Genomic DNA, 21164 nt, shown 5'->3' with positions numbered 1-21164 from the left:
GTCCGCTGGATGGTCGCCTACGGTAAGCGCGGGACATACCCAGCGCCCGGAGCCATGGCCGGACATGTCCCTTGGCACCTCGAAACCTGTCCGGGATGTCCCTCGGTGCGGGCCAGGGATGGACATATTGGTGCTATGTCCATCGCTGGAAGCCAGGATGGGCATGTCCTCCGGGACTGGCAAGCACGCATCGGACATCGTCCGCTCAGTCCTCGCTCTTGAGCTCCGGATCCTTTTGCAGCCCGGTGAGGCCGTTCCACGCCAGGTTCACCAGGTGCGCGGCCACCTCGCGCTTGTCCGGCTGGCGGCTGTCCTGCCACCACTGGCCCGTCATCGCGACCATCCCGACCAGCATCTGGGCGTACATCGCGCCGTCGGCGGTGCTGAAGCCCCGGCGGGCGAGTTCATCCTCCAGGATGTGCTCCACGCGTGCGGTCACATGCGAGAGCAAGGTGGAGAAAGCCCCTTCAGGCTGCGACGGCGGTGCGTCTCGCATGAGGATCCGGAAGCCGTCGGTGCGGTCCTCGATGTAGCTCAGCAGGGCAAGGGCGGCCCGCTCCACCAGGACGCGGGGTTTGGCGTCCTCGGCCAGGGCGTCATTGATGGAGCTGAGCAGGATCCGGAATTCGTGCTCGACCACCTGCGTGTACAGGCCCTCCTTGGATCCGAAGTGCTCGTAGATCACCGGCTTGGAGACGCCCGCGGACGCGGCGATTTCCTCGATGGTGGTGCCGTCGAGGCCACGCAGGGCGAAAAGCCCCCGGCCGATTCCGATCAATTGGGTGCGGCGCTGCGGGCCTGTCATGCGGGCCCTGGGGATGTAGCCGGGGGCCCGCGCCGGCCTGCCGTTCCGGTCGTCCACCCCGCCGGATGCGGCTGCACTCTTGCTCACAGGTCCATCATGCCTTACTGCCGTTCCGCAGCGGCTCTCGGGCCCTGAGTCGCACGACTATCAACCTTCGTGGCAGAATTGGTTCTCGTGCCACAGGCTCAACGCCTGGGTATGGTCCGCCCTGGTGTAATGGCAGCACCCCGGCCTTTGGAGCCGTGGAGTATAGGTTCGAGTCCTATGGGCGGAACTGTCGCGGGTCCAAGCCTCAGTTGCGATCCTGGCAGGGGCGGCCCCGCCCGCGCCTGGCCGGAGTCAAGTAGGATGAAGCTGATTCCGTGACCGGATTCCGGTCCGGAGGTGGCCGCGCGGATCCGGCAACCGAGGTGCACCACGGGCCTCAGCCGCGGGCCACCCAGATCCACCCAGCAGCGGCACAGAGCAGGCCACTGAGCAAGGAGAGCCCGTACGTGAGCCCCGAGAACACCGGCCCAGCCGCCGTGATTGTCCTAGCTGCAGGTGCCGGTACCCGGATGAAATCCCGTACCCCCAAGATTCTCCATGAGATCGGCGGCCGGTCCCTCGTCGGCCACGCGCTCCAGGCCGCCCGCACCATCCATCCGCGCGAACTGGCGCTTGTTGTCCGGCACGAACGCGACCTCGTGGCCTCCCACATCGCCGCCCACGATCCGGACGCCCTGATCGTCGACCAGGACGAGGTCCCCGGCACGGGCCGTGCCGTGGAAGCCGCCCTCGAGGCGCTCGACGCGCTCGACCCCCATGGTTCGCTCAGCGGAACCGTCGTCGTCACCTATGGCGACGTCCCACTGCTCACCGGCCAGTTGCTGGCCGAACTGGTCGCCACGCACGAGGCGGACGGCAACGCCGTCACAGTCCTCACCGCCGTCCTGGCGGACGCCACCGGCTACGGCCGGATCCTCCGGGCCGCGGACGGCACAGTCACGGGCATCCGCGAGCACAAGGACGCCACGGAAGCCGAACGCGGGATCCGGGAGATCAACTCGGGCATCTACGCCTTCGACGCCGCCGTGCTGCGCGCCTCGCTGGTCCACGTCACCACCGACAACGCCCAGGGCGAGAAGTACCTCACTGACGTCCTGGGCCTGGCGCGTGCCGCCGGCGGCCGCGTCGCCGCCGTCGTCACGGAAGACCGCTGGCAGGTGGAAGGCGCCAACGACCGCGTCCAGCTTGCGGCCCTCGGCGCCGAACACAACCGGCGCACCGTCGAGGCGTGGATGCGGGCCGGCGTCACTGTCGTGGATCCCGCCACCACTTGGATCGACTCCACCGTCACGCTCGACGAGGACGTCCGCCTGCTGCCCAACACCCAGCTGCACGGCACCACCACGGTGGCGCGGGACGCCGTCGTCGGCCCGGACACCACGCTGACCGACGTCCAGGTGGGCGAGGGCGCCAAGGTGATCCGCACCCACGGTTCGGGCTCCACGATCGGCGCGCACTCGAGCGTCGGTCCGTTCACGTATTTGCGCCCCGGCACCGTCCTGGGGGAGACCGGCAAGATCGGCGCCTTTTACGAGACCAAGAACGTCACGATCGGCCGCGGCTCCAAGCTCTCCCATCTCGGCTACGCCGGCGACGCGGAGATCGGCGAAGACACGAACATCGGCTGCGGCAACATCACTGCCAACTACGACGGCGAGAAGAAGCACCGGACGGTCATCGGCTCCGGCGTGCGCACCGGCTCCAACACCGTTTTCGTGGCCCCCGTCCAGGTGGGCGACGGCGCCTACAGCGGCGCCGGCGCAGTGATTCGCCACGACGTCCCGGCAGGCGCCCTGGCCCTGTCCCTGGCCAGCCAGCGGAACACGGAAGGCTGGGTCGTCGCGAACCGCCCGGGCACGCTCTCCGCCGCCCTCGCCCGGGTCGCAGGCGCAGCAGACGCCGACCCATCATCCTCCACTACTCCGGCATCGACAGAAGAGGGCTAGCAATCATGAGCGAAATTACGGCACGCGGCGAGAAGAAGCTGGTGCTTGCCGCGGGGCGCGCACATCCCGAGCTGGCGAAGGAGATCGCCAAGGAGCTGGGAACCGAGCTGCTGCCACTGGACGCCTATGACTTCGCCAACGGGGAGATCTACGTCCGGGCCGGCGAGAGCGTCCGCGGCACCGATGCCTTCGTCATCCAGGCACACCCGGCCCCGCTCAACAACTGGCTCATGGAACAGCTGATCATGATCGATTCGCTCAAGCGGGCCTCCGCCAAGCGCATCACCGTGGTATCCCCGTTCTACCCCTACGCCCGGCAGGACAAGAAGGGCCGCGGCCGCGAGCCGATCTCGGCACGCCTCGTCGCCGATCTGTACAAGACCGCCGGCGCGGACCGCATCATGAGCGTTGATCTGCACACCTCGCAGATCCAGGGCTTCTTCGACGGCCCGGTGGACCATCTCATGGCCATCCCGCTCCTGGCGGACTACATCCGCACCCGGGTCGGATCCGACAAGATCACCGTGGTCTCCCCGGACACCGGCCGGGTCCGGGTCGCCGAGCAGTGGGCCGAGCGGCTCGGCGGTGCGCCGCTGGCGTTCGTGCACAAGAGCCGCGACCTCACCGTTCCCAACCAGGCTGTCTCCAAGACCGTGGTGGGACAGATCGAGGGCCGCACCTGCGTCCTGATCGATGACATGATCGACACCGGCGGAACCATCTCCGGCGCGGTCCAGGTGCTCAAGAACGCGGGTGCCAAGGATGTCATCATCGCCGCGACCCACGCCGTGTTCTCGGATCCGGCGGCCCGGCGGCTGTCCGAGTCCGGCGCGCGCGAAGTTGTTGTCACCAACACGCTGCCGATCACCGCGGACAAGTACTTCCCGCAGCTCACCGTGCTGTCCATCGCACCGCTGATCGCCCGCGCCATCCGCGAAGTGTTCGACGACGGCTCGGTGACCAGCCTGTTCGACGGCCAGGCCTGAGCCCTTCGTCCGTAAGCAGGAAGGGGCGGACCCGGCGGATACCTCCGCCGGGTCCGCCCCGTTTTCGTGAATCCATGCACCCGCTGGTAGCCTTGTACCGAAACCTTGGCGAGGGAGAGCACCTCCGGGAAACCGGACTGCTGGTCTCCGTTATCGACTGGGTCTGAATCTCCCTTCGGAAGGGCGGCCGTACGGCCACCCGGCGTTGAAGGTCGCAAACAGACCTCCGCCCTTGCTGAGCACCGTTTAGTCCACGAGGAGATACACATGTCTGAGCAGAAGCTCGCAGCAGAAGTCCGCACTGAATTCGGCAAGGGCTTTGCACGCCGCGCCCGCATGGCCGGCCTGATCCCCGCCGTCATCTACGGTCACGGCGCAGAGCCGATCCACATCACGCTCCCGGCCAAGTCCACCACCCTGGCTGTCCGCGTTGCCAACGCCCTGCTGTCCCTGGACATCAACGGTGAAGAGCACCTGGCCCTGGTCAAGGACATCCAGCGCGATCCGATCAAGCAGATCATCGAACACCTCGACCTCCTGACCGTCCGCACGGGCGAGAAGGTCACCGTTGACATCCCCGTTCACCTCACCGGCGAACTGGCCCCCGGCAACGTGTTCAACCAGGAAATGACCGTCATCTCCCTCGAGGCTGAGGCAACCCACCTGCCGACCGCCGTCGAGGTCAGCATCGAAGGCCGCTCCGCCGGCGAGCACATCTACGCTTCGGACCTGGTTCTGCCGAAGGGCGCAGTCCTGCTGGCTGACGCTGAGTCGCTTGTTGTCAACATCTCCGAGGCCACCGAGGTCACCGAGGAAGAGGCCTCAGAAGGCGCCACCCCGGCTGCAGCCGAGTAATTCCGGCGAGTTCACCGGCGGCCGGGTCCCTCTGGGGCCCGGCCGCCGTCGTCTCCGCTGCCCGTACGCCGCCGCCGTCGCAGCCAGCGGCTGACCCGGCCCACCTGACCTTGCTCATAGAAGGATTGATCCATGACCGACACCTGGCTGATCGTAGGGCTTGGCAACCCGGGACCCGACTACAGCCACAACCGGCACAACGTCGGACAGATGGTCCTGGACGAACTCGCCTCCCGCGTCGGCGGCGGCTTCAAGTCTCACAAGTCGCGGGCCCAGGTCCTCGAAGGACGCCTCGGCATCGGCGGGCCCCGGATCGTGCTCGCCAAGCCCCTGTGCTACATGAACGTCTCCGGCGGCCCGGTTTCAGCCTTGGCCAAGTTCTACGACGTCGATCCCGGCCATGTCGTCGCCGTGCACGATGAGATCGACATCCCCTTCAACAGCGTGAAACTCAAAATCGGCGGCGGCGAAGGCGGCCACAACGGCCTGCGGGACATCTCCAAAGCCCTGGCCACCAAGGACTACCTGCGGGTGCGGGTGGGCATTGGGCGGCCGCCCGGGCGGATGGACACCGCGGATTTTGTCCTGAGGGATTTTTCCGCCCCGGAGAAGAAGGAACTGCCCTTCCTCATCGACTCCGCGGCAGAGGCCGTGGAAGCGCTGGTCAGGGAAGGCCTGCTCGCTGCCCAACAAAAGTTCCATCCGGCGAAGGCCCCGTAGCCGCGCCCGCCAGACCCGGGCGGACCCGCACGGCCGGGTTTCTTTCCAAGCATCCGGCATTCCAGCTATGATCTGTCTACTCTCATGTCGGGGGATAGGGATACGCTACTTCTAAGTGGACAGTCTGGGGTTACTGTCCGCAAAGCAGTACGAAGGAAACTACATGTCGAGGGATTCGCTGGGCTGGGGGAATGTTTCCACTACATTGGCACCCGCCGAAGAAGAACATGCTGCCGGTCCGGTCAACAGGCACGGATGGTCCGGTCTGGCGCGCAACGCCGACGCCGACCGGGTCCGGAACGAACTGCTCGCGCCGGATCGGATGGGCGTCGTCATCACCGGTGACCGCGGCGTAGGGAAGACCCTCGTCGGGCGGACGGCCCTCGCGGGATTCGGCCCGGATGTCTACACCCTCCAGCTCCGGAGCACGGGGCCCGGTTCCGCCACACCGTACGGCTGCCTTGCATTCACCCTCGCGCGGCTCCCACAAAGCTCGCTCGGATCACCGACCGCCATTCTGCACGGCATCACATCGCTGATCCGCGACGACGCCGCCGGACGCAAGTGCGTCATCCTGCTGGACAACGCCGGCGCCCTGGACGAACTGAGTACCGGTGTCCTGTTGAACCTGCTCCAGACCCAGACGGCACGGCTCATTGCCACGGCCCAGCGCACCACGGACCTCCCTCCCGACTTCTACTGGCTCATCACGTCCGGACAGCTCGCCGAGGTCCGGCTCGCGAACCTGACCGAGATTGAAACCCTGGAGGTGCTGCAGTCCGCGCTGGGCCACCGGGTGTCGAGTGCCCTGGCGAGCCAGATGCACCAGCTGGTCGGCGGCAGTCCCACCCTGCTGCAGGCCGTAGTCTCGGAGCAGATTGAACGGGGAAACCTTGTGTTGTCCGGATCGGTGTGGACCCTGCTCGATGAGGTCGTGCTCGACGGTCGAACGGCGCTGGAGGACATTGTCAGGGCCCGGTATGCCCGGGAGTCGCCCGTGGCACGTGAGGTCATCGACGTCCTGTCCTGTGCCCGGACCCTGCCCCTGTCCCGGCTCGCGAGGATGTACAGCCCGGGCGTCATAGCCGATATGGAAGATGCGGGCCAGATCGTCGTCGACCGCACTGAGCGGCACCTCGTCACACTGGGTGACCGCTACCTCGGCGACATCGTCCGCAACTGGCTCAGCGTGGAGCGTCGACTCGAGCTGAGGGACAAGGTCCCGGGACACCAGCAGCATGAGCTTGGCGAGCTGACCGTGGAAGACCTGCTAGCCTACGCGGCGTGGACCCATGACTGCCAGGCCCAGCTCGCGCCGGCGCATGCGCTGGCGGCGGCCAGCGCCGCCGTCAAACTTTTTGACCCGAAATTCGCCCTCAAATGTGCCAGCAGCCTGAGCCCGGGGGACGACGAGTGGGGCGAGGGGCAGCTGCAGAAATCGGCGGCGTACCTGCAGCTGGGCCTGCCGCTGCAGGCTATGTCGGCGTTAGACGACGTCTCGGAGCGGCAGATCGACGCCCTCAGCGCCGGAAGCTTTGCTGAATTCGTTGCGGCGAAAGCCGACTGCATGGCCTGGTTGGAGGACCGGTCCGAGAAGGTCCCCGAATTGGTCCGGCAGGCCAGGGTCCGGCTCCAAGAACTCAGCCTGAGCGAACCTCCCGCCGCCCCTGATGAGCTCTCACGGGCGGCACTGTGCCTGGATCTCTGCGAGTTCAACTATCTGTCCTTCATCGGTCATTACGAGCCCATGATGGACAGGCTCATTGCTGCGGCCACGGCCGACGTCCAGGGCGCCGATCCCGTGCACCGGCTCAGGACGTCGATCATCCTGATGGAAGCGCTGTGCATGACGGGCAAGGAGCTCGAGGCTCGCACGCTCATGCGGGAAATCGGCGGGCAGCTGGGCGAGTGGTCCAACGTTCCGCGGATCCGCGAGAACTTCGCATGGCGGTCCTTCAACGTCCTGCTCCTGTCCGGACTCTGGCGCCAGAGCATAGATATGCTGAAGGACGCCAGCGGCCGGGCCGGCCACGGGCTGCATTCCGGCAGCGCCGCGACGGACCTGGCAGTCGGACTCGCCTACGTCTATGCCGGCCGTGGCTACATGGCGCTTGATCCGCTGCTTGCCGCTATCGCCCAGCTCGAGGTCCGGTCGAGCCTGCAGTCGCTGCGGCAGGCCTATGCCGCGACCGCCTTCGCTTACGCGCAGACCGGCAATTCGATGCAGGCAACGATCTACCTGGACCGGGCCCGGTCGGCCGACGGGCCGGCCCGCTTCGCAATCAGCAGTTCTACGGAATTCTGCATGGACATGGCATCGCGGTGGCTGGGCGACCCCGAGGCGAAAAAAAGGCTGGTGCGGTCCGCTGAAGTGCATTTCAGGCAAGGCCGCTACACCCTGGCCGGCATCTGCATGCTCGGTGCCACCGTCAACGGGACCACCAAGGACTTCCACTTCATGGAGGAAATCGCCGGGCTGCGGCAGGGCCCGCTCGCGGAGCTTTCCCGGACGATCGCGGTCGGCAGCAGGAAGAAGGACGCCTCAATCATGCTCGAGGCCGCCGAACAGGCCGTCGCACTCGAACTCGATGCCGTCCAGGCGAGATGCGCCGCGCTGGCATTCGACTTCGCCAAGACGGCAGGCCTGACCGCGAGCGCGAACGTCGCATACAGCATGCTGGAGAGCCTTTCGGAGTCTGTTCCGGCGCTGCCGATCATTCCGCGGAACAAGGGTCCGCTCCTGACGGAACGGGAGCGGCAAATAGCGACCCTTGCCGGGAGCGGTGTCTCAAACAAGGACATTGCCCTGGAAGTGGGCATTTCCGTCAGAACAGTCGAGGGCCACTTGTATCAGGTGTTCACGAAGCTCGGCGTTTCATCGCGAAGTGATCTGCTTGGACTCATTTAGGGCCCCCGCGGGCGACCCCGGCACCGAGGCGTCCCGCGCCTTGACCGGGCGGTCGGATGACCTGAAATCGGCGGTGGAGGCCCTCCAGGGAGGCAGCCACGTGGCCGTCTTCCTGCTCGGAGACAGCGGCATCGGAAAATCCACCCTCATCGAAGCGGTCGTGGCTGAACTCGGTTCCGAGGTGACGCCTGTGCGGATCCACGGCAGTCCCTCGCTGACGAACGTGCCGTACGGGGTGCTCGGTCCCTTCATTGTCGGCCTGCCGGTGCAGGAGGCCACCTCGCAGCTGGCGGTCCTGAGGACCCTGTGGTCCCATCTGGAAGAAGAGAAACGGTCAACCCAGAAGCCCCTGCTGCTGATTGTCGACGACGCCCACGACCTTGACGAAGCGACGGCGGGAATCCTGGCGGAACTCGCTGCGGCGGGTTGGGTGAAACTGCTCGTGGGCGCAGCCGCCCGTCCTGGACTACCGGAACCGCTCCTTCAGCTGTGGTTTGAAGGCATCGCCGAACGCCATGACCTGCGGCCGCTGACGCTGCTGCAGACGACGGAAATGCTGGAGCGCGAACTCGGGTCCCAGGTTCTGCCAAATGTCGCCGAGATCCTCTGGGATGCCTCCGGCGGCAACCCGCTGCTGCTCAACGGCCTCCTTGATGACGCCCGGAACGACGGCACGCTGCTCCGGCGCAACGGCGTGTGGCTGTTCACCCGGCAGCTGAACAGTCACGGGGACCGGCTGACAGATGTGGTGCGCAGGCAGCTGCTCCGGCGATCGCCGGAAGAGCGGCAAGCCCTGAACCTCGTTGCGCTGGCCGAGCCGGTGTCCAGGGAACTGATCGAGGCTGTAGTGGGTGAAGACGCGGTAGGGGCGCTGATCGACAGCGAGCTGATCCGCGTATCGGACTCCGCCATTCCCGAACTGCGACTGTGGCATGCCATCTATGGGGACACACTGCGGAACCTGATCTCCCCCGCGAGGAGTCTCCAGCTCCGGCAGAGCCTCCTGCGCCTCATGGACAGCGAGCCGACGTCGGCCGAAGGACTGCTGCGGAACGTGAGCTGGTCGATGGAATGCGGAGCGGAGATCGAGGACCGCCAGCTACTGAGGGCCGCCGTCCTGGCCAGCCGGCTCTTTGAAGACGAGCTGGCCCGCAAGGCCGCGGCGCTGGTCAAGGATCCGGAACTGCAGATGGCGGCCCGGGCGGTTATTGCGCGGACCCACTACAACACTTCCGACTATTCAGCGGCCCGGGATATCCTTGAGGCCGATCTCGGCCGGGGCAACAGCGTCGCCAGCCTGTTTGCGGGGACGCTGCTGTGGGCAGCTGTACTGTCTGCGCTGGGCCACACGCCGACGGACATCATGGACCGCGCCGGCGTGCTGCTGCGTGCGGGCGAGCGGCTGGCGAAGAACCATCCCGAGGATGCTGAGGGCATTCTGGCGGCCACGAGGGAGCGCTGGGACACCATGTACAGCATGGTTCTTGCGTTGGCCGGCGAATACCAGGAGGCCGGCCCGGCTGCGGACGGGCAGACTGACGCCCCGCGCCCGCCTGCCAACAACCTTGAGGCGGCGTTCCGGCTATCCCTGGAAGCGGAACGGCTGCTCGTCCAGGGCAAACCGATGAGCGCTTTCACTGTCATGTCCGAGGCCTTGGAGGCGGCGGGCGCCGAACACGACGAACTCTACTTCCTTACCGATTTTCTCGTGGTCCGTTCGGCCGCCGCTGCGATCCATGGAGGTGACTGGCAGGCTGCGGAAACCCTCCTGGCGGGATTTGTGGCGGCGTCCGGACCCAGCCTGATCTCCTTCGGCGGGGGAGTCCACGCGGCCCACGGCATCACGCTGCTGTACCAGGGGAAGGCCGGCCAGGCCCTGAATACCCTGAGCGCCGCGCTGGAAGCGCTGCGCTTGACTGATCCCCAGCAGCTCTTCGGCCTGACGGCCGCAATGGCCTTCGCCGCCGCTGCCGAAGTCGGCGCCAAGGAGAAGGCCGCGCTTTTTCTTGCAGACTACGAATCCGGCCCCGCGGCTGTCTCCCGGTACATGCGCACACTGTCCGGGATGGCGGTCATCTACGGCAAAGCCCGCCTCGGCAACTATCCTGGCGCAATAGCGGAACTCAAGAAGCTGGGACGGCCCGATGCCGACGCGAACACCGCGGGCCTTGAACTCGATGCGCTCGCGTTCTGCCTGGCACTGGGGGACGTGGACTCGGCGTCGAGACTGCTGGAACTCCAGCCGGAGCTCGAAGGCCGCAGGGCGGCCGCGATCTGCGCCTATGCCGGAGCCATCAGCACCGACCTGGCCGCGGACCACCTGGAGGCCGCGAAGAGCTGTGAATCCGCGGAACTCTGGGGATTCGCCGCCCTTGCCTACGACGCTGCCGCCCACGCCTTCCGGGCCGCCGGAGACACCTTGAGGGAACGCATGGCGAATTCCCAGCGGAAACGGTGCCTGGACCGGGCCGACGACATGCCCGGCGAGGAGACGGCGAAGCCCGACGACTTCCTAGGGATCCTGACCCGCCGCGAACGCGACATTGTGGCCCTCGCGGTCCGAGGCCTCAGCGACCGGCAGATCGCCGCCGAACTCCAGGTATCTGTCCGGACCGTCGAAGGCCACTTGTATCGAAGCTACGCCAAGCTCAACGTCAAGGGTCGCGAGCAACTCCCCGGCATCGCCGGGAGGTAGCGATCGCCGGGAGGTAGCGATCGTCGGGAGGTAGCGATCGTCGGGAGGTAGCGATCGTCGGGAGGTAGCGATCGTCGGGAGGTAGCGATCGTCGGGAGGTAGCGATCGCCGGGAGGTAGCGATCGCCGGGAGGTAGCGATCGCCGGGAGGTAGCCGGGGCCCGCTGGCGGGCGGTACCGGTGCCACGCCAAGACAGGCTACGGGCATGGGACACCTGAAGCCGACTGCCGACTACTTGGTTTGGGCTCCCCGGCGGCGCGGGGCCATCTGAGTACAGCCACGTAGAGCGGGCCGAATACTCGCCAAGTAATCGAGTACTACTTACGCATCCAGAAATTGCCCGTAGTCCATACCTTGGAGTTATCACTGGTCACACTTTGATTGCGAAGGTCTCACTATGTTTCAGCAAGATGCCGGCTTGCCCGCGGGCAGCGGCCAGACAGATGCGATTTCAGCAGCGCAGCGGCACGTCCACGGCCGGTACGACAGACCCTTCACCCGCCAGCAGATCGTCGCCGAGGTCGTGGAAACACTGACATCGGATTCGGGCTGCGGCATAGTCCTCGTGGGCGACCACGGGGCCGGAAAATCCTTTATCGCCCAGCGGGCACTGGAGCAGCTCGGCGAGGACTACCTGGTGGTCCAGGTCCGGGGCAGCTCCATTTCCTCAAAACTTCCCTACGGCGCCCTGAGCGTCCTTCTGAACGACCTCGACGCGTCCCACCTGGAGCACCCGCTGATGGTGCTCCGGGGACTGACCCAGCTGCTGCACAACAAGTCCGAGGGCCGAAGCATCGTCCTCTTCGTGGACAACGCCCACGACCTCGACGAACTCTCCAGCATGATGGTCGCCCAGCTCAGCGCCGGGGCCCATGTCACGCTGCTGGCCGTGTGCGTGGACCTTCCCCATGTTGGCGGGGACATCATGGGCCTCTGGAAGGACGACCTGCTCAGGCGGGTGGACCTCGGACCGTTCGATTTCTCGGAGACCGCTTCCACGCTCAACCACGAATACGGCGGCCGGTTCTCCCTCACGGCCGCCCGGGCACTCTGGAGCGCCAGCGGGGGCAACGCACTTTTCCTCCATTCCCTGGCCAGGGAACAGATCAAGCTTGGCACGGTGGTCCGCCAGGACGGTGTGTGGTTCCTGGGCAACGGTCCCATCGCGCTGACCGGCGAGATCAGGGACGTCGTGAAGGCGCGCCTGAACCGGCTTGGCGCAGGCCAGCGTGATGTCTTTGAACTGCTGGCACTGGCCGGCGCAGTCCCGTTGCAGACCCTCATGCGCATAGCCAACCCGCAGGACATGGATGCCCTGCAGGAACGGGCCCTGATCCGTGTCAGCCACGATCATCCGCCAATGGTGAGCATTGCCAACCCCGTGACGGCCGGAATCGTGGCCACCGTTGTCCCGCCCGGCCGTAGCGCGGAACTCCGGCGCCGGCTCACGGCGGTGCTCCAGGATTCGGACCACGAGGACGCCGGCGGTTCGATCGGCGTCGCGTGGGCCCTGGACTGCGGGGAGCAGGTAAGTCCGGAGGTTGCCCTGGCCGCGGCCCGCACGGCGAACAACTCGTCGGACCCCGCGGCGGCACTGAGGTTCATCCACGAGATTGAAGGAAGCGAAGCGACCGCCGGAGTCGCCGTCGAATCGGCCCACGCCCACATCTCGGTGAACAACGACGAGTCCGCGCGCCGGATCCTGAATTCAATGGACGACTCCGTCTGCAAGGAACTGCCGCTGGCCGAATGGACGGCGCTGCAGCTCCTCCGCGCCGAGCTGGACAGGCGCAGCGTCGCCCCGGGGGCCGATGCCAGGGCCAGGCTGCGCGAGATCGCAGAGCGGCTCGCGGCCGAGCCCCCGGAGTACAGGCCCGCGGTGGAATCAGCCCGGGAGCAGTTGCGTCTAGCCGAGGCCGGACTCGCCGTTTTCCAAGGGCGCTACGCGGACGTCCTGGCCATGACCGACGGCGTGGACACAGGCGACCTCGGCAGTGAATCAAGGATCGTGACCGCGAGTCTGCGCTGCGAGGCACTGGCAGTCACCGGCAACGTCATCCGGGCATTGGCCCTCGGCAAGCAGATACTCTCCGCGACAGGAAACGTCCGGCTCACCGACCGGGCGATCCGCGAGATCCGGGGCCGCTTCCTGCTCCTCCTGCTCCTCTCGGCGAAGTTCCGCGAGGCATCAGTCGTTCTTGATGAAACCTACGCAAGCGGGGACCCGCAGCCACGGCTGGGAGGGATGTTCGAGATCGTGCAGGGGGTGATGGACCTGCACGCCGGGCACCTGGACGATGCCCTTTCACGGCTTCAGGCGGGCATGTGGCAGCTCCGGTCGCAGGATTACGACGCGTTGGCCGGCCTGGCGACGGCGGCTTGCGCCTATGCGGCTGCCCTTCAGGGCGACGAGGAAACGGCCAGCCTCCTGCTGGCCGAGCTGGCACAACTGCGGACCCGTGCGGCCTGGCTGGTGGAACGCATGACACGGTATTTCGAGCTGTCGGGACTCGCCGAGCTCGGCCAGAGGGCGACGTCAATCCGTGCCCTCGTCGCGGAGTCAGACAGCGACACTGAAGCCTCAGCCCTGGCTTCGGGGCTCCTGTTCCTGTCCGCGGCTGCCAGGCTCGGGGACCGGCAGGTGGGCCAGAAGCTCGGCAGCCTTGCCGGCCGGGTGACCGGACAGTTCTCCGGCCTGTGCTCGCGGCTGGCCGAGGGCATGAGGGAATCCGACAGCGAGCAATTGCTGGGCGCCTCCAAGGACGCTGACGCGGCCGGCAACGCTGTCTTCGCAAGGGACGCGGCCCGCAAAGCCGTCACTTGCGCCAACGACGCCGGCAACCGGATCGCGCTGCGGATCGCCCAGCGCGCGCAGCAGTCACTCGACGACAGGTTCGGTAGCCCCAAGAACGGCCTGCATTCGCTCACGACGTCGACGCTGACAGCCAGGGAATGCGAAGTGGCCGTCCGGGCCGCGGCCGGAACGTCCAACCGCAAGATCGCCGAGCAGATGCATGTTTCGGTCCGCACGGTGGAGGGCCACCTCTACCAGGTGTATTCGAAGCTGCATGTGGCCAGCAGATCGGAACTCAAAGATGTCATCTCCACGCCGGCGGACAGCGCGCGACTCGGCTGACCCCGGCCGACCCCCGAGGACTTCTCGGGACCAGCCGAGGCCGGCGGGAGGAACCGGGGATGGAAAGCCTTGCTGAGACCGCCCCGCTGATCGAACGGTCAGCCCTGGTCAAGGACCTGGTGCGTTGCCTGCGCGACGACACCAGATCCGGCGCACTCATCATCGGAAGCGCAGGAACTGGAAAGACCGCCGCCGCAAAGGCAGTCATCCGCGAGCTGCGGCCACGCGGCCGGGTGATTCGGCTGGCGGCCACGCGTGCCTTGGCCGCCGTACCCTTCGGACCCTTGGCGCCCTACCTGTCCGGGCTTCCCGCCCATGAACTCGACTCCTATGCCGCCGTCCTGGAAGCAATGACGGGAAGCCTGCGGTCCGAGCCGAACCGGCCGCTTTTCGTGGTCGACGACGCCCAATGCCTCGATCACGGGACGATTGAGCTCCTCGCGCGGGCCGTGGCCACCGGGGCCGCAGGCATCCTGGCCGCCAGCCGGCCCGGACCGATGATCCCGGAAGAATTCCTGGCTCTGTGGGGCGACGGGATCATCTCAAAATCTGACCTTGCTCCGCTCAGCCGGACCGGGACGCACCAACTCTGCGAACAGGTCCTGCGGGGGGACGTGTCGCCATGGGTCAGTGCGCTGTTCCACGATGTGGCTGGGGGCAACCCACTGATGCTCATGTCCCTGATCCAGCACTCCCGCAGCAGCGGCGCCTTGGGGCGCCGCCACGGAGTCTGGTTCCTCCTGTCCAACCCCGACATGGCCGAGGTGCCGGCCGCCGATGTTGTTGACCAGCAGTTGGGCTCGATGACGCCGGAGGAGAAAACCGCGGCCACCATCATCGCCCTGGGAGGGCCCCTCTCCTTGGGCCAGGTCCTGAGGATCAGCGGCCCCAAAGCCGTGGATGCACTGGACATGGCCGGAATCATCAGCGTCTCTCCCGGGCATGACCGGATCGTGCGGCCCGCAAGCTCGATCGTTGGCGAGATCATCCGCCACCGCGTCCCGGCGGCCCGAAGCTCAGAATTGCGGGCCAGTGTCCTGGCGCTGCCCTCGGCGGGCGCCGCGCTGCCGGGCGCATCCTTGAACCGGCTTCGCTGGTCCCTGGACTGCGGAGTGGACATCCCGCCCGGACAGCTGCTGCAGGCCGCTGGTTCGGCGAACGCTGCTCTGGACGCGGCGACGGCGTCCCGGGCTGCCGGCGCTGTCCGGGACAAGCGGTTCCTCCCAGAGGCCCGGATCCAGCTTGCCTATTCACACTTCATTCTGGGCAGGCCGGAGGCCGCTGCGGGCTACCTCCAGTCCGCGCAGCCGCTGCGCTACGGACGCCTCTCCTATCTGGCAACTCTCCTGGCCGCAAGACTTGGAACGACGACGGCGGCCCGGGAGCCGCGCAGCGCAACCGGGGAGGCCTCCGACGACAACCCGGGGCCTGCCCCCGACGAGCAGCTGTGGACTCAGTCGTGCGCCGCAGGCATGGCGGCAGAGATCATGAATCTCAGCTGGGACGGGCGGTTCTTTGCCGTCGAGGCCGGGCTGCAGGAACTCGTCGACGCCGCCGGGACGAATCCTGAAATCCGCATCCCGGCAGTCTCCCTCCTTGCCGAACTGCTGACCGCCCAAGGCCGGCTCCTGACCGGACTGCGCCTGGACAGGGAAGCCTGGAATGGCGCCCGTAGCGCGAGCCTGGCGCTACCCCTGGTCTACGAGGACCTGGTCACGCGCCACTGCCTGAACCTGATCCGGGCCGGGGACTGGGACGGGCTCGGAGCGGTCCTGGATGATTACGCGGCAGGCCAGCCCGGGCGTCTGCTCTACAGCGGCGGCATGCTCCACCTCATGCGCGGATTCTCGCGGCTGCGGCAGGGCAGGATGCGTGAAAGCGTTTCCGAACTGCTGCTGGGTGTGGAAGAACTCACGATTGCCGACCCGCTGAACCTGCTGCCGTTCGCGCACGCCGTCGCAGCGTACGCGGCTGCCGCCGTCGGCTGTCAGCACGACGCCCAGGAACACTCGCTGGCCTATCGCCTGTCCGTATACCGGGAACCGAAGACTCTTCGGCTGCTGGCCGACGCCTATTGCCGCGCGGCCGACCTCGCGGCAACGCCCGATCGAGGCGGCGGCGGCCTGGAACAACTGGCGGACGAGGCGCAGCGCCAAGGACTCAGGAGCGTGGAAACCGACATCAGACGGCTCGCGCTCCGAAGCGGGGTCACCGGGAGCGCGGAGGCGCTCGCATCCAGCAGCAGCGCCGTCGAAGGCCCGGAGGCGCGCCTGCTGGAGTCGTACGCACGTGCCGTGGCGGCGTCCGATGCAACCGACCTCATCGGCATCAGCGACGATGCGCTGGGTGCCGGACACCTGCTCCTGGCCCTCGAAGCTGCCCAGCAGGCTGAGCGGTTCCTGGAACACAACCCGGAGCGATGGCGTCTTTCTGCGGTTCAGCGCAGGGTGCACCACCGCTTGGTGGAGTCCGGGATGTCCCCGCAGATGGAGATTGTCCACAGCGATCATGGCATTGAGCTGACGGCACGGGAAACCGAGATCCTGGAACTGGTATCCGGTGGGGCGTCGAACGCCGAAATCGCCACAGGGCTCTGCGTGTCTCTGCGGACCGTGGAAGGTCACCTTTCCCGGATTTTTTCCAAGCTCGGAGTCAGCCGGCGCGTGGAACTCCTTGAGCGGGCCACGCCACGATCCTAGGCCGAGTAACGGGGCCCGCCGCGGGTTCCATGCGCCGCCGGCAGGGCGTCCTGCGTACAGCACGGGTGGCCGGGAGTGGCTGCGGGAGTACCCCTAAGTAGTGGCACGCCGGGTACCCCAAAAGAAGTCGGGTAAACGCTACTCGTGTGCTGATACGGCTGGCGGGATTCACTTAAGACAGTCCCAGGAACAACTCACAAAGGTCTCAAAATGAGTAACTTCAGGGCGGTGATCGACCGCGGGCATGACCAGCAGGAAAGTGTGGCCACTAACCACAGCTTGCTTGCTGACACAGCCACTGCCACCATTAAAGGTGGTCGTGCCGAAAACTCCATAGATCGAACTCCTTCATTGGAATCGCACGGTGCCGAAACCGGCAGCTGTGCGCCAAGGTCGGAGCCGGCGGCGTCAGAGCCTTCTGAGACCGAGGCTCTCCCCCCAGCCGCCGCCGGCTCCCTTAAACGGTCTGCACCACTGAAAGATGTGGACGCGGCATGAGCGCCGTAGATGAGCACCGCCGGGGATATCGCTCACGGGGCAGCCGCTGGATGGGCCGCCCGGCCCTGGCATCGTCAGCCGGGGCGCTCGTCCAGCCTTGGGGCATGGAACAGGATTTTCCCGCAGCACGGGTGGACTCGGGGAAATCCTGGGCCAAGCGCTACCGCCGCTGGCTCCGGGTCACGGACATCGCCATCGTGACGATCGCGGTGACAGCCGCCTATGCCTTTCACTTCGAAGACGGCGAGCCGATCCTGGCCCGGGCGGCGGCAGGCGGCTCATACCTGGCCGTCAGTGCGGGCATCTTCCTCGTCTGGGTCCTTGCGCTCGAAGTGCACCGCACTCGCGAAGAGACCGTCTTGGGAATCGGCTCCGAGGAATACAAACGCGTCTTGGACGCCACCCTGGGCGTCTTCGGCGGCATCGCCATCCTAGTTCTTCTCCTGGGCCTCGATGTGATCCGCAGCCACTTTGCCCTGGCGCTGCCGGCCGGCGCCCTGCTGCTCCTGATCAACCGCTGGCAGTGGCGGGCCTGGCTGAACCGCCAGCGGCACTTCGGGCACTACCTTTCCAAAGTGATCGTCGTGGGCGAAGCCGGGGACGTCGAATACGTGATCCGCCAGTTCGGCAAGGTCTCCGGCGCTGCCTACGAAGTCGTGGGGGCCGCTCTTCCGGCAGGCCACACGGAGAGCCATCTCCAGATTTCCGCGACCAGGGTTCCCGTGCTGTGCGACGTAGATTCAGTGGCCGGGAAAGTGGCCGAGACAGGCGCGAACGCAGTCGTGGTGGCCGGGCGGCTCGAGGGCGGCACCCGGTCCATCCGGGAGCTGGGGTGGGCGCTGGAAGGCACCCATGCTGGCCTCGTCCTCGCATCGAGCCTGACCGACGTCGCAGGTCCCAGGATCCACTGGCGGCCGGTGGAGGGCCTGCCCCTGATGCACGTGGAGCTGCCTCAGTTCACCGGCGGCAAGCACACGCTTAAACGCCTCGTAGACATCGTGGCATCCGCCGCCGCACTGCTGATTCTTTCGCCGCTGCTCTGCGCATTGGCCTGGGTGATTGTCCGGGACAGCAAGGGGCCGGTCTTCTTCTTCCAGGAGCGGGTCGGACGGAACGGCGAACGGTTCAAGATGGTCAAGTTCCGTTCCATGGTCGCGTCAGCGGAAAAGGACCTGGCGGCCCTCAAGGACCTGAACGAAGGCGCAGGCCTGCTGTTCAAGCTCAAGAACGATCCGCGGATCTCCAGGTGCGGACGCTGGCTCAGGAAGTACTCGCTGGATGAGCTGCCGCAGTTTTGGAATGTCCTGCGGGGCGACATGAGCCTGGTGGGGCCACGCCCTCAACTGCCGGCTGAAGTCGAGGGGTATGAAGGCGACGTGAGCCGGCGGCTGCTGATCAAGCCGGGCATCACGGGTCTGTGGCAAATCAACGGACGATCAAACCTTGGCTGGGACGAGAGCGTCCGCTGGGACCTCTACTACGTGGAGAACTGGTCGTTGACCGGAGACATCAGGATTCTGTGGCGCACCTTCAGAGTCATCCTGCATCCGGTGGGGGCTTACTAAACGCCGGTACTGGGCCGGTGCCTAAGGTGCCTAATGGGGAAGGTAATAAATAATGGGTCTCAAAATTGGATATGCCCCGGGGGCTTTTGATCTATTCCACATCGGGCATCTCAATATCCTCAAGCACGCCAAGAGCCAATGCGACTATCTGATTGCGGGGGTCGTATCCGACGAAATTCTGGAGCAGGTCAAGGGCAGGCTGCCCCTGGTCCCTCTGGCCGAGCGGATGGAGATCGTCGGCAGCATCGGCTACGTGGACAAGGTCTTCGCTGAGCTTGTCCCGGATAAGCTCCAGGTCTGGGAGGAACTCGGATTCAACGTTTTCTTCAAAGGTGACGACTGGAAAGGGACCCCGCAGGGCGACCGGCTGGCAAGCGCCTTCAGCGCCGTTGGCGTTGAGGTCATCTACTTTCCGTACACCGCCCATACCTCCAGTTCGGCCTTGCGCACAGCCCTGGAACTGATCAATCAGTCGCCGGAGCGGGCTCACCGCATGCACGGGGCCCGGAGATGAGCGGGCTCCATATCGCCATGGTGGGAACGCAGGGTGTTCCGGCCCGCTACGGTGGCTTCGAAACCGCTATCGAGGAAGTCGGTCAGCGCCGCGTTGGTGGCCGGGGCCGTTGGAATTTCCAGCCAGGGCCGGAGGGCTGCAGGCAGCCCGGCGCAGGCAACCGGTGAGTGGATGAGGGTTGTGGTTTCGGTGAGCCCGTGGAGCATCGAGGTCCGCCGCCTGGGCGGCGAATTGTCGGTCTGGACCGTCACGTCGGAGGACACCCGCTGCGGCGGGGCGTGGGTGTCCCTGCTGAAGAATTACGACGCCAGCCCTTCTTTCGAGTTCCGCGGAGTGCCGGTCCGGGCGGTGGCGGCAAAGAACAGCTGCGGGAACGTGGGATAATTAGGTTTAATCTGTGTGACGTATTTGGTTCCGCCTGGCCGCACGGCCGGCCGGACGGTGCGCCGCAGCGAACGCCGATCCAGGAGTCTCCGCCATGGTTGCCACACCAGCCCACCTCCGCCGCTCTGCCGCAGCGCTCGGAAACGAAGAAGTCTTGAGGATCCGCAACGACTTCCCCATCCTGCACCGGCACGTCAACGGCAGGCCGCTCATCTACCTGGATTCCGGTGCCACCTCGCAGAACCCCCTTAGCGTGCTGGAGGCCGAGCGGGAGTTCTACGAGCAGCGCAACTCGGCGGTCCACCGCGGGGCCCACCACCTCGCCGTGGAGGCCACCGAAGCCTTCGAAGACGCCAGGGAAACGGTGGCGGCATTCATCGGGGCCGAGCGGGACGAACTCATCTGGACCTCCAACGCCACCGAGGGCCTGAACCTGCTCAGCTACTCGTTCCTCAACGCCTCCATCCCCGGCGCCGCACCGGAATCCGCTAGGTTTGCGCTGGCTCCGGGTGACGAACTGGTGGTCACCGAGATGGAACACCACGCCAACCTGATTCCGTGGCAGCAACTGGCCGAACGGACCGGGGCCGTCCTGAAGTTCATCCCCATCGACGACAACGGAGCCCTGGACCTGGACGCCGCCGCCCGCATGATCGGCAGCCGGACCCGCGTCCTGGCCTTCACCCATGCCTCAAACGTGCTGGGAACCATCAACCCCGTTGCCTCCCTGGTGGCCCTGGCCCGGGCCGTGGGGGCCCTCGTGGTGCTCGACGCCTGCCAGTCCGCGCCGCACCTTCCCCTGGACGTCAAGGCCCTGGACGTGGACTTCGCCGTGTTCTCCGGCCACAAGATGCTGGCCCCGACCGGAATCGGCGGACTGTACGGCCGCTCGGAGCTGCTCAACGCGATGCCCCCCTTCCTGACCGGCGGCTCCATGATCACCACCGTCACGATGGAGCGGGCAGGATTCCTGCCCAGCCCGCAGCGCTTTGAGGCCGGAACCCAACGGATCTCGCAGGCCGTGGCCCTGGCCGCCGCGGCGAACTACCTCAGCGAAACCGGGCTCTCCCGCATCCACGCCTGGGAATCGGAACTCGGGCAGCGCTTGGTGGAAGGGCTGGTTTCCATCCCCGGGATCCGCGTGCTCGGCCCGGAGGCCGGCCAGGAGCGGATCGGCCTGGCGGCGTTCGACGTCGCGGGAGTGCACGCCCACGACGTCGGCCAGTTCCTTGACAGCCGGGGCATCGCCGTCCGGGTGGGTCACCACTGCGCCCAGCCCCTGCACCGCAGGCTCGGGCTGACGGCGACCACGCGCGCCAGCATCTACCTGTACAACACCACGGATGATGTGGACGCGTTCCTCAACGCGGTCGCCGATGTCCGAGCCTACTTCCAAGCCTGAGGA

The 21164-nt window shown here is 66.5% G+C and carries 13 protein-coding genes, 1 tRNA gene and 1 pseudogene; 14 read left to right on the top strand and 1 reads right to left on the bottom strand.

Going from position 1 to position 21164, the window contains the following annotated elements; translation table 11 throughout:
• Positions 1 to 205 precede the first annotated feature (205 nt).
• A complete protein-coding gene (locus ACQCSY_RS03435) occupies positions 206 to 805 on the bottom strand; it encodes a TetR/AcrR family transcriptional regulator (protein ID WP_427135645.1) in 600 nt (199 codons plus the stop codon).
• 202 nt (positions 806 to 1007) lie between these two features.
• Here ACQCSY_RS03435 and ACQCSY_RS03430 point away from each other — a divergent pair.
• The 14 genes and pseudogenes from ACQCSY_RS03430 to ACQCSY_RS03365 all read left to right on the top strand — a co-directional run bounded on the left by ACQCSY_RS03430 (position 1008) and on the right by ACQCSY_RS03365 (position 21161).
• Positions 1008 to 1079 (top strand) — tRNA-Gln (locus ACQCSY_RS03430).
• Between the two features lie 220 nt (positions 1080 to 1299).
• Positions 1300 to 2799: a bifunctional UDP-N-acetylglucosamine diphosphorylase/glucosamine-1-phosphate N-acetyltransferase GlmU gene (gene glmU / locus ACQCSY_RS03425; protein WP_427133202.1), complete on the top strand. Its 1500-nt coding sequence runs from the start codon at positions 1300 to 1302 to the stop codon at positions 2797 to 2799.
• A gap of 5 nt (positions 2800 to 2804) precedes the next feature.
• On the top strand, positions 2805 to 3785 hold the full coding sequence (locus tag ACQCSY_RS03420) for a ribose-phosphate diphosphokinase (RefSeq protein ID WP_427133200.1): 981 nt from the start codon (positions 2805 to 2807) through the stop codon (positions 3783 to 3785).
• A 267-nt stretch (positions 3786 to 4052) separates the two neighbouring features.
• Positions 4053 to 4640, top strand: coding sequence for a 50S ribosomal protein L25/general stress protein Ctc (locus tag ACQCSY_RS03415; protein WP_427133198.1), 588 nt, complete (start codon positions 4053 to 4055; stop codon positions 4638 to 4640).
• 132 nt (positions 4641 to 4772) lie between these two features.
• Positions 4773 to 5360: an aminoacyl-tRNA hydrolase gene (gene pth, locus ACQCSY_RS03410; RefSeq protein ID WP_427133196.1), complete on the top strand. Its 588-nt coding sequence runs from the start codon at positions 4773 to 4775 to the stop codon at positions 5358 to 5360.
• Positions 5361 to 5523: 163 nt separating this feature from the next.
• A complete protein-coding gene (locus tag ACQCSY_RS03405) occupies positions 5524 to 8268 on the top strand; it encodes a LuxR C-terminal-related transcriptional regulator (RefSeq protein WP_427133194.1) in 2745 nt (914 codons plus the stop codon).
• Positions 8255 to 10963 carry a LuxR C-terminal-related transcriptional regulator gene (locus ACQCSY_RS03400; RefSeq protein ID WP_427133192.1) on the top strand — a complete coding sequence of 903 codons (2709 nt, stop codon included), beginning with the start codon at positions 8255 to 8257 and terminating at the stop codon, positions 10961 to 10963. Before ACQCSY_RS03405 ends, ACQCSY_RS03400 begins: the two co-directional genes overlap by 14 nt.
• A 397-nt stretch (positions 10964 to 11360) precedes the next feature.
• Positions 11361 to 14099: a LuxR C-terminal-related transcriptional regulator gene (locus ACQCSY_RS03395; protein WP_427133190.1), complete on the top strand. Its 2739-nt coding sequence runs from the start codon at positions 11361 to 11363 to the stop codon at positions 14097 to 14099.
• Between the two features lie 59 nt (positions 14100 to 14158).
• Positions 14159 to 16798 carry a LuxR C-terminal-related transcriptional regulator gene (locus ACQCSY_RS03390; RefSeq protein WP_427133188.1) on the top strand — a complete coding sequence of 880 codons (2640 nt, stop codon included), beginning with the start codon at positions 14159 to 14161 and terminating at the stop codon, positions 16796 to 16798.
• 494 nt (positions 16799 to 17292) lie between these two features.
• Complete coding sequence (locus tag ACQCSY_RS03385) at positions 17293 to 18861, top strand: sugar transferase (RefSeq protein ID WP_427133186.1); 1569 nt, start codon at positions 17293 to 17295, stop codon at positions 18859 to 18861.
• A gap of 52 nt (positions 18862 to 18913) precedes the next feature.
• Positions 18914 to 19375 carry an adenylyltransferase/cytidyltransferase family protein gene (locus ACQCSY_RS03380; protein ID WP_427133184.1) on the top strand — a complete coding sequence of 154 codons (462 nt, stop codon included), beginning with the start codon at positions 18914 to 18916 and terminating at the stop codon, positions 19373 to 19375.
• Positions 19372 to 19464 (top strand): annotated as a pseudogene (locus tag ACQCSY_RS03375) (DUF1972 domain-containing protein); the annotation flags it as partial. The gene ACQCSY_RS03380 and the pseudogene ACQCSY_RS03375, both read left to right, overlap by 4 nt.
• 91 nt (positions 19465 to 19555) lie before the next feature.
• On the top strand, positions 19556 to 19759 hold the full coding sequence (locus ACQCSY_RS03370) for a hypothetical protein (RefSeq protein WP_427133182.1): 204 nt from the start codon (positions 19556 to 19558) through the stop codon (positions 19757 to 19759).
• 94 nt (positions 19760 to 19853) lie between these two features.
• Positions 19854 to 21161 (top strand): SufS family cysteine desulfurase, encoded by a 1308-nt coding sequence (locus ACQCSY_RS03365; protein WP_427133180.1) that lies wholly within the window; start codon positions 19854 to 19856, stop codon positions 21159 to 21161.
• Positions 21162 to 21164 lie beyond the last annotated feature (3 nt).

Source organism: Pseudarthrobacter sp. S9, from assembly GCF_050156545.1.
Lineage (GTDB): Bacteria > Actinomycetota > Actinomycetes > Actinomycetales > Micrococcaceae > Arthrobacter.
The sequence above is the reverse complement of the archived record's forward strand: the minus strand, read 5'-3'. Positions and strand labels throughout refer to the sequence as shown.

Excerpts from the sequence above, each read along its gene's own strand:
- ACQCSY_RS03435 (WP_427135645.1), bottom strand. The coding sequence starts at position 805 with ATGACAGGCCCGCAGCGCCGCACCCAATTGATCGGAATCGGCCGGGGG.
- ACQCSY_RS03415 (WP_427133198.1), top strand. The coding sequence starts at position 4,053 with ATGTCTGAGCAGAAGCTCGCAGCAGAAGTCCGCACTGAATTCGGCAAG.
- ACQCSY_RS03385 (WP_427133186.1), top strand. The coding sequence starts at position 17,293 with ATGAGCGCCGTAGATGAGCACCGCCGGGGATATCGCTCACGGGGCAGC.
- ACQCSY_RS03395 (WP_427133190.1), top strand. The coding sequence starts at position 11,361 with ATGTTTCAGCAAGATGCCGGCTTGCCCGCGGGCAGCGGCCAGACAGAT.
- ACQCSY_RS03390 (WP_427133188.1), top strand. The coding sequence starts at position 14,159 with ATGGAAAGCCTTGCTGAGACCGCCCCGCTGATCGAACGGTCAGCCCTG.
- ACQCSY_RS03380 (WP_427133184.1), top strand. The coding sequence starts at position 18,914 with ATGGGTCTCAAAATTGGATATGCCCCGGGGGCTTTTGATCTATTCCAC.
- pth (WP_427133196.1), top strand. The coding sequence starts at position 4,773 with ATGACCGACACCTGGCTGATCGTAGGGCTTGGCAACCCGGGACCCGAC.
- ACQCSY_RS03405 (WP_427133194.1), top strand. The coding sequence starts at position 5,524 with ATGTCGAGGGATTCGCTGGGCTGGGGGAATGTTTCCACTACATTGGCA.
- ACQCSY_RS03420 (WP_427133200.1), top strand. The coding sequence starts at position 2,805 with ATGAGCGAAATTACGGCACGCGGCGAGAAGAAGCTGGTGCTTGCCGCG.
- ACQCSY_RS03365 (WP_427133180.1), top strand. The coding sequence starts at position 19,854 with ATGGTTGCCACACCAGCCCACCTCCGCCGCTCTGCCGCAGCGCTCGGA.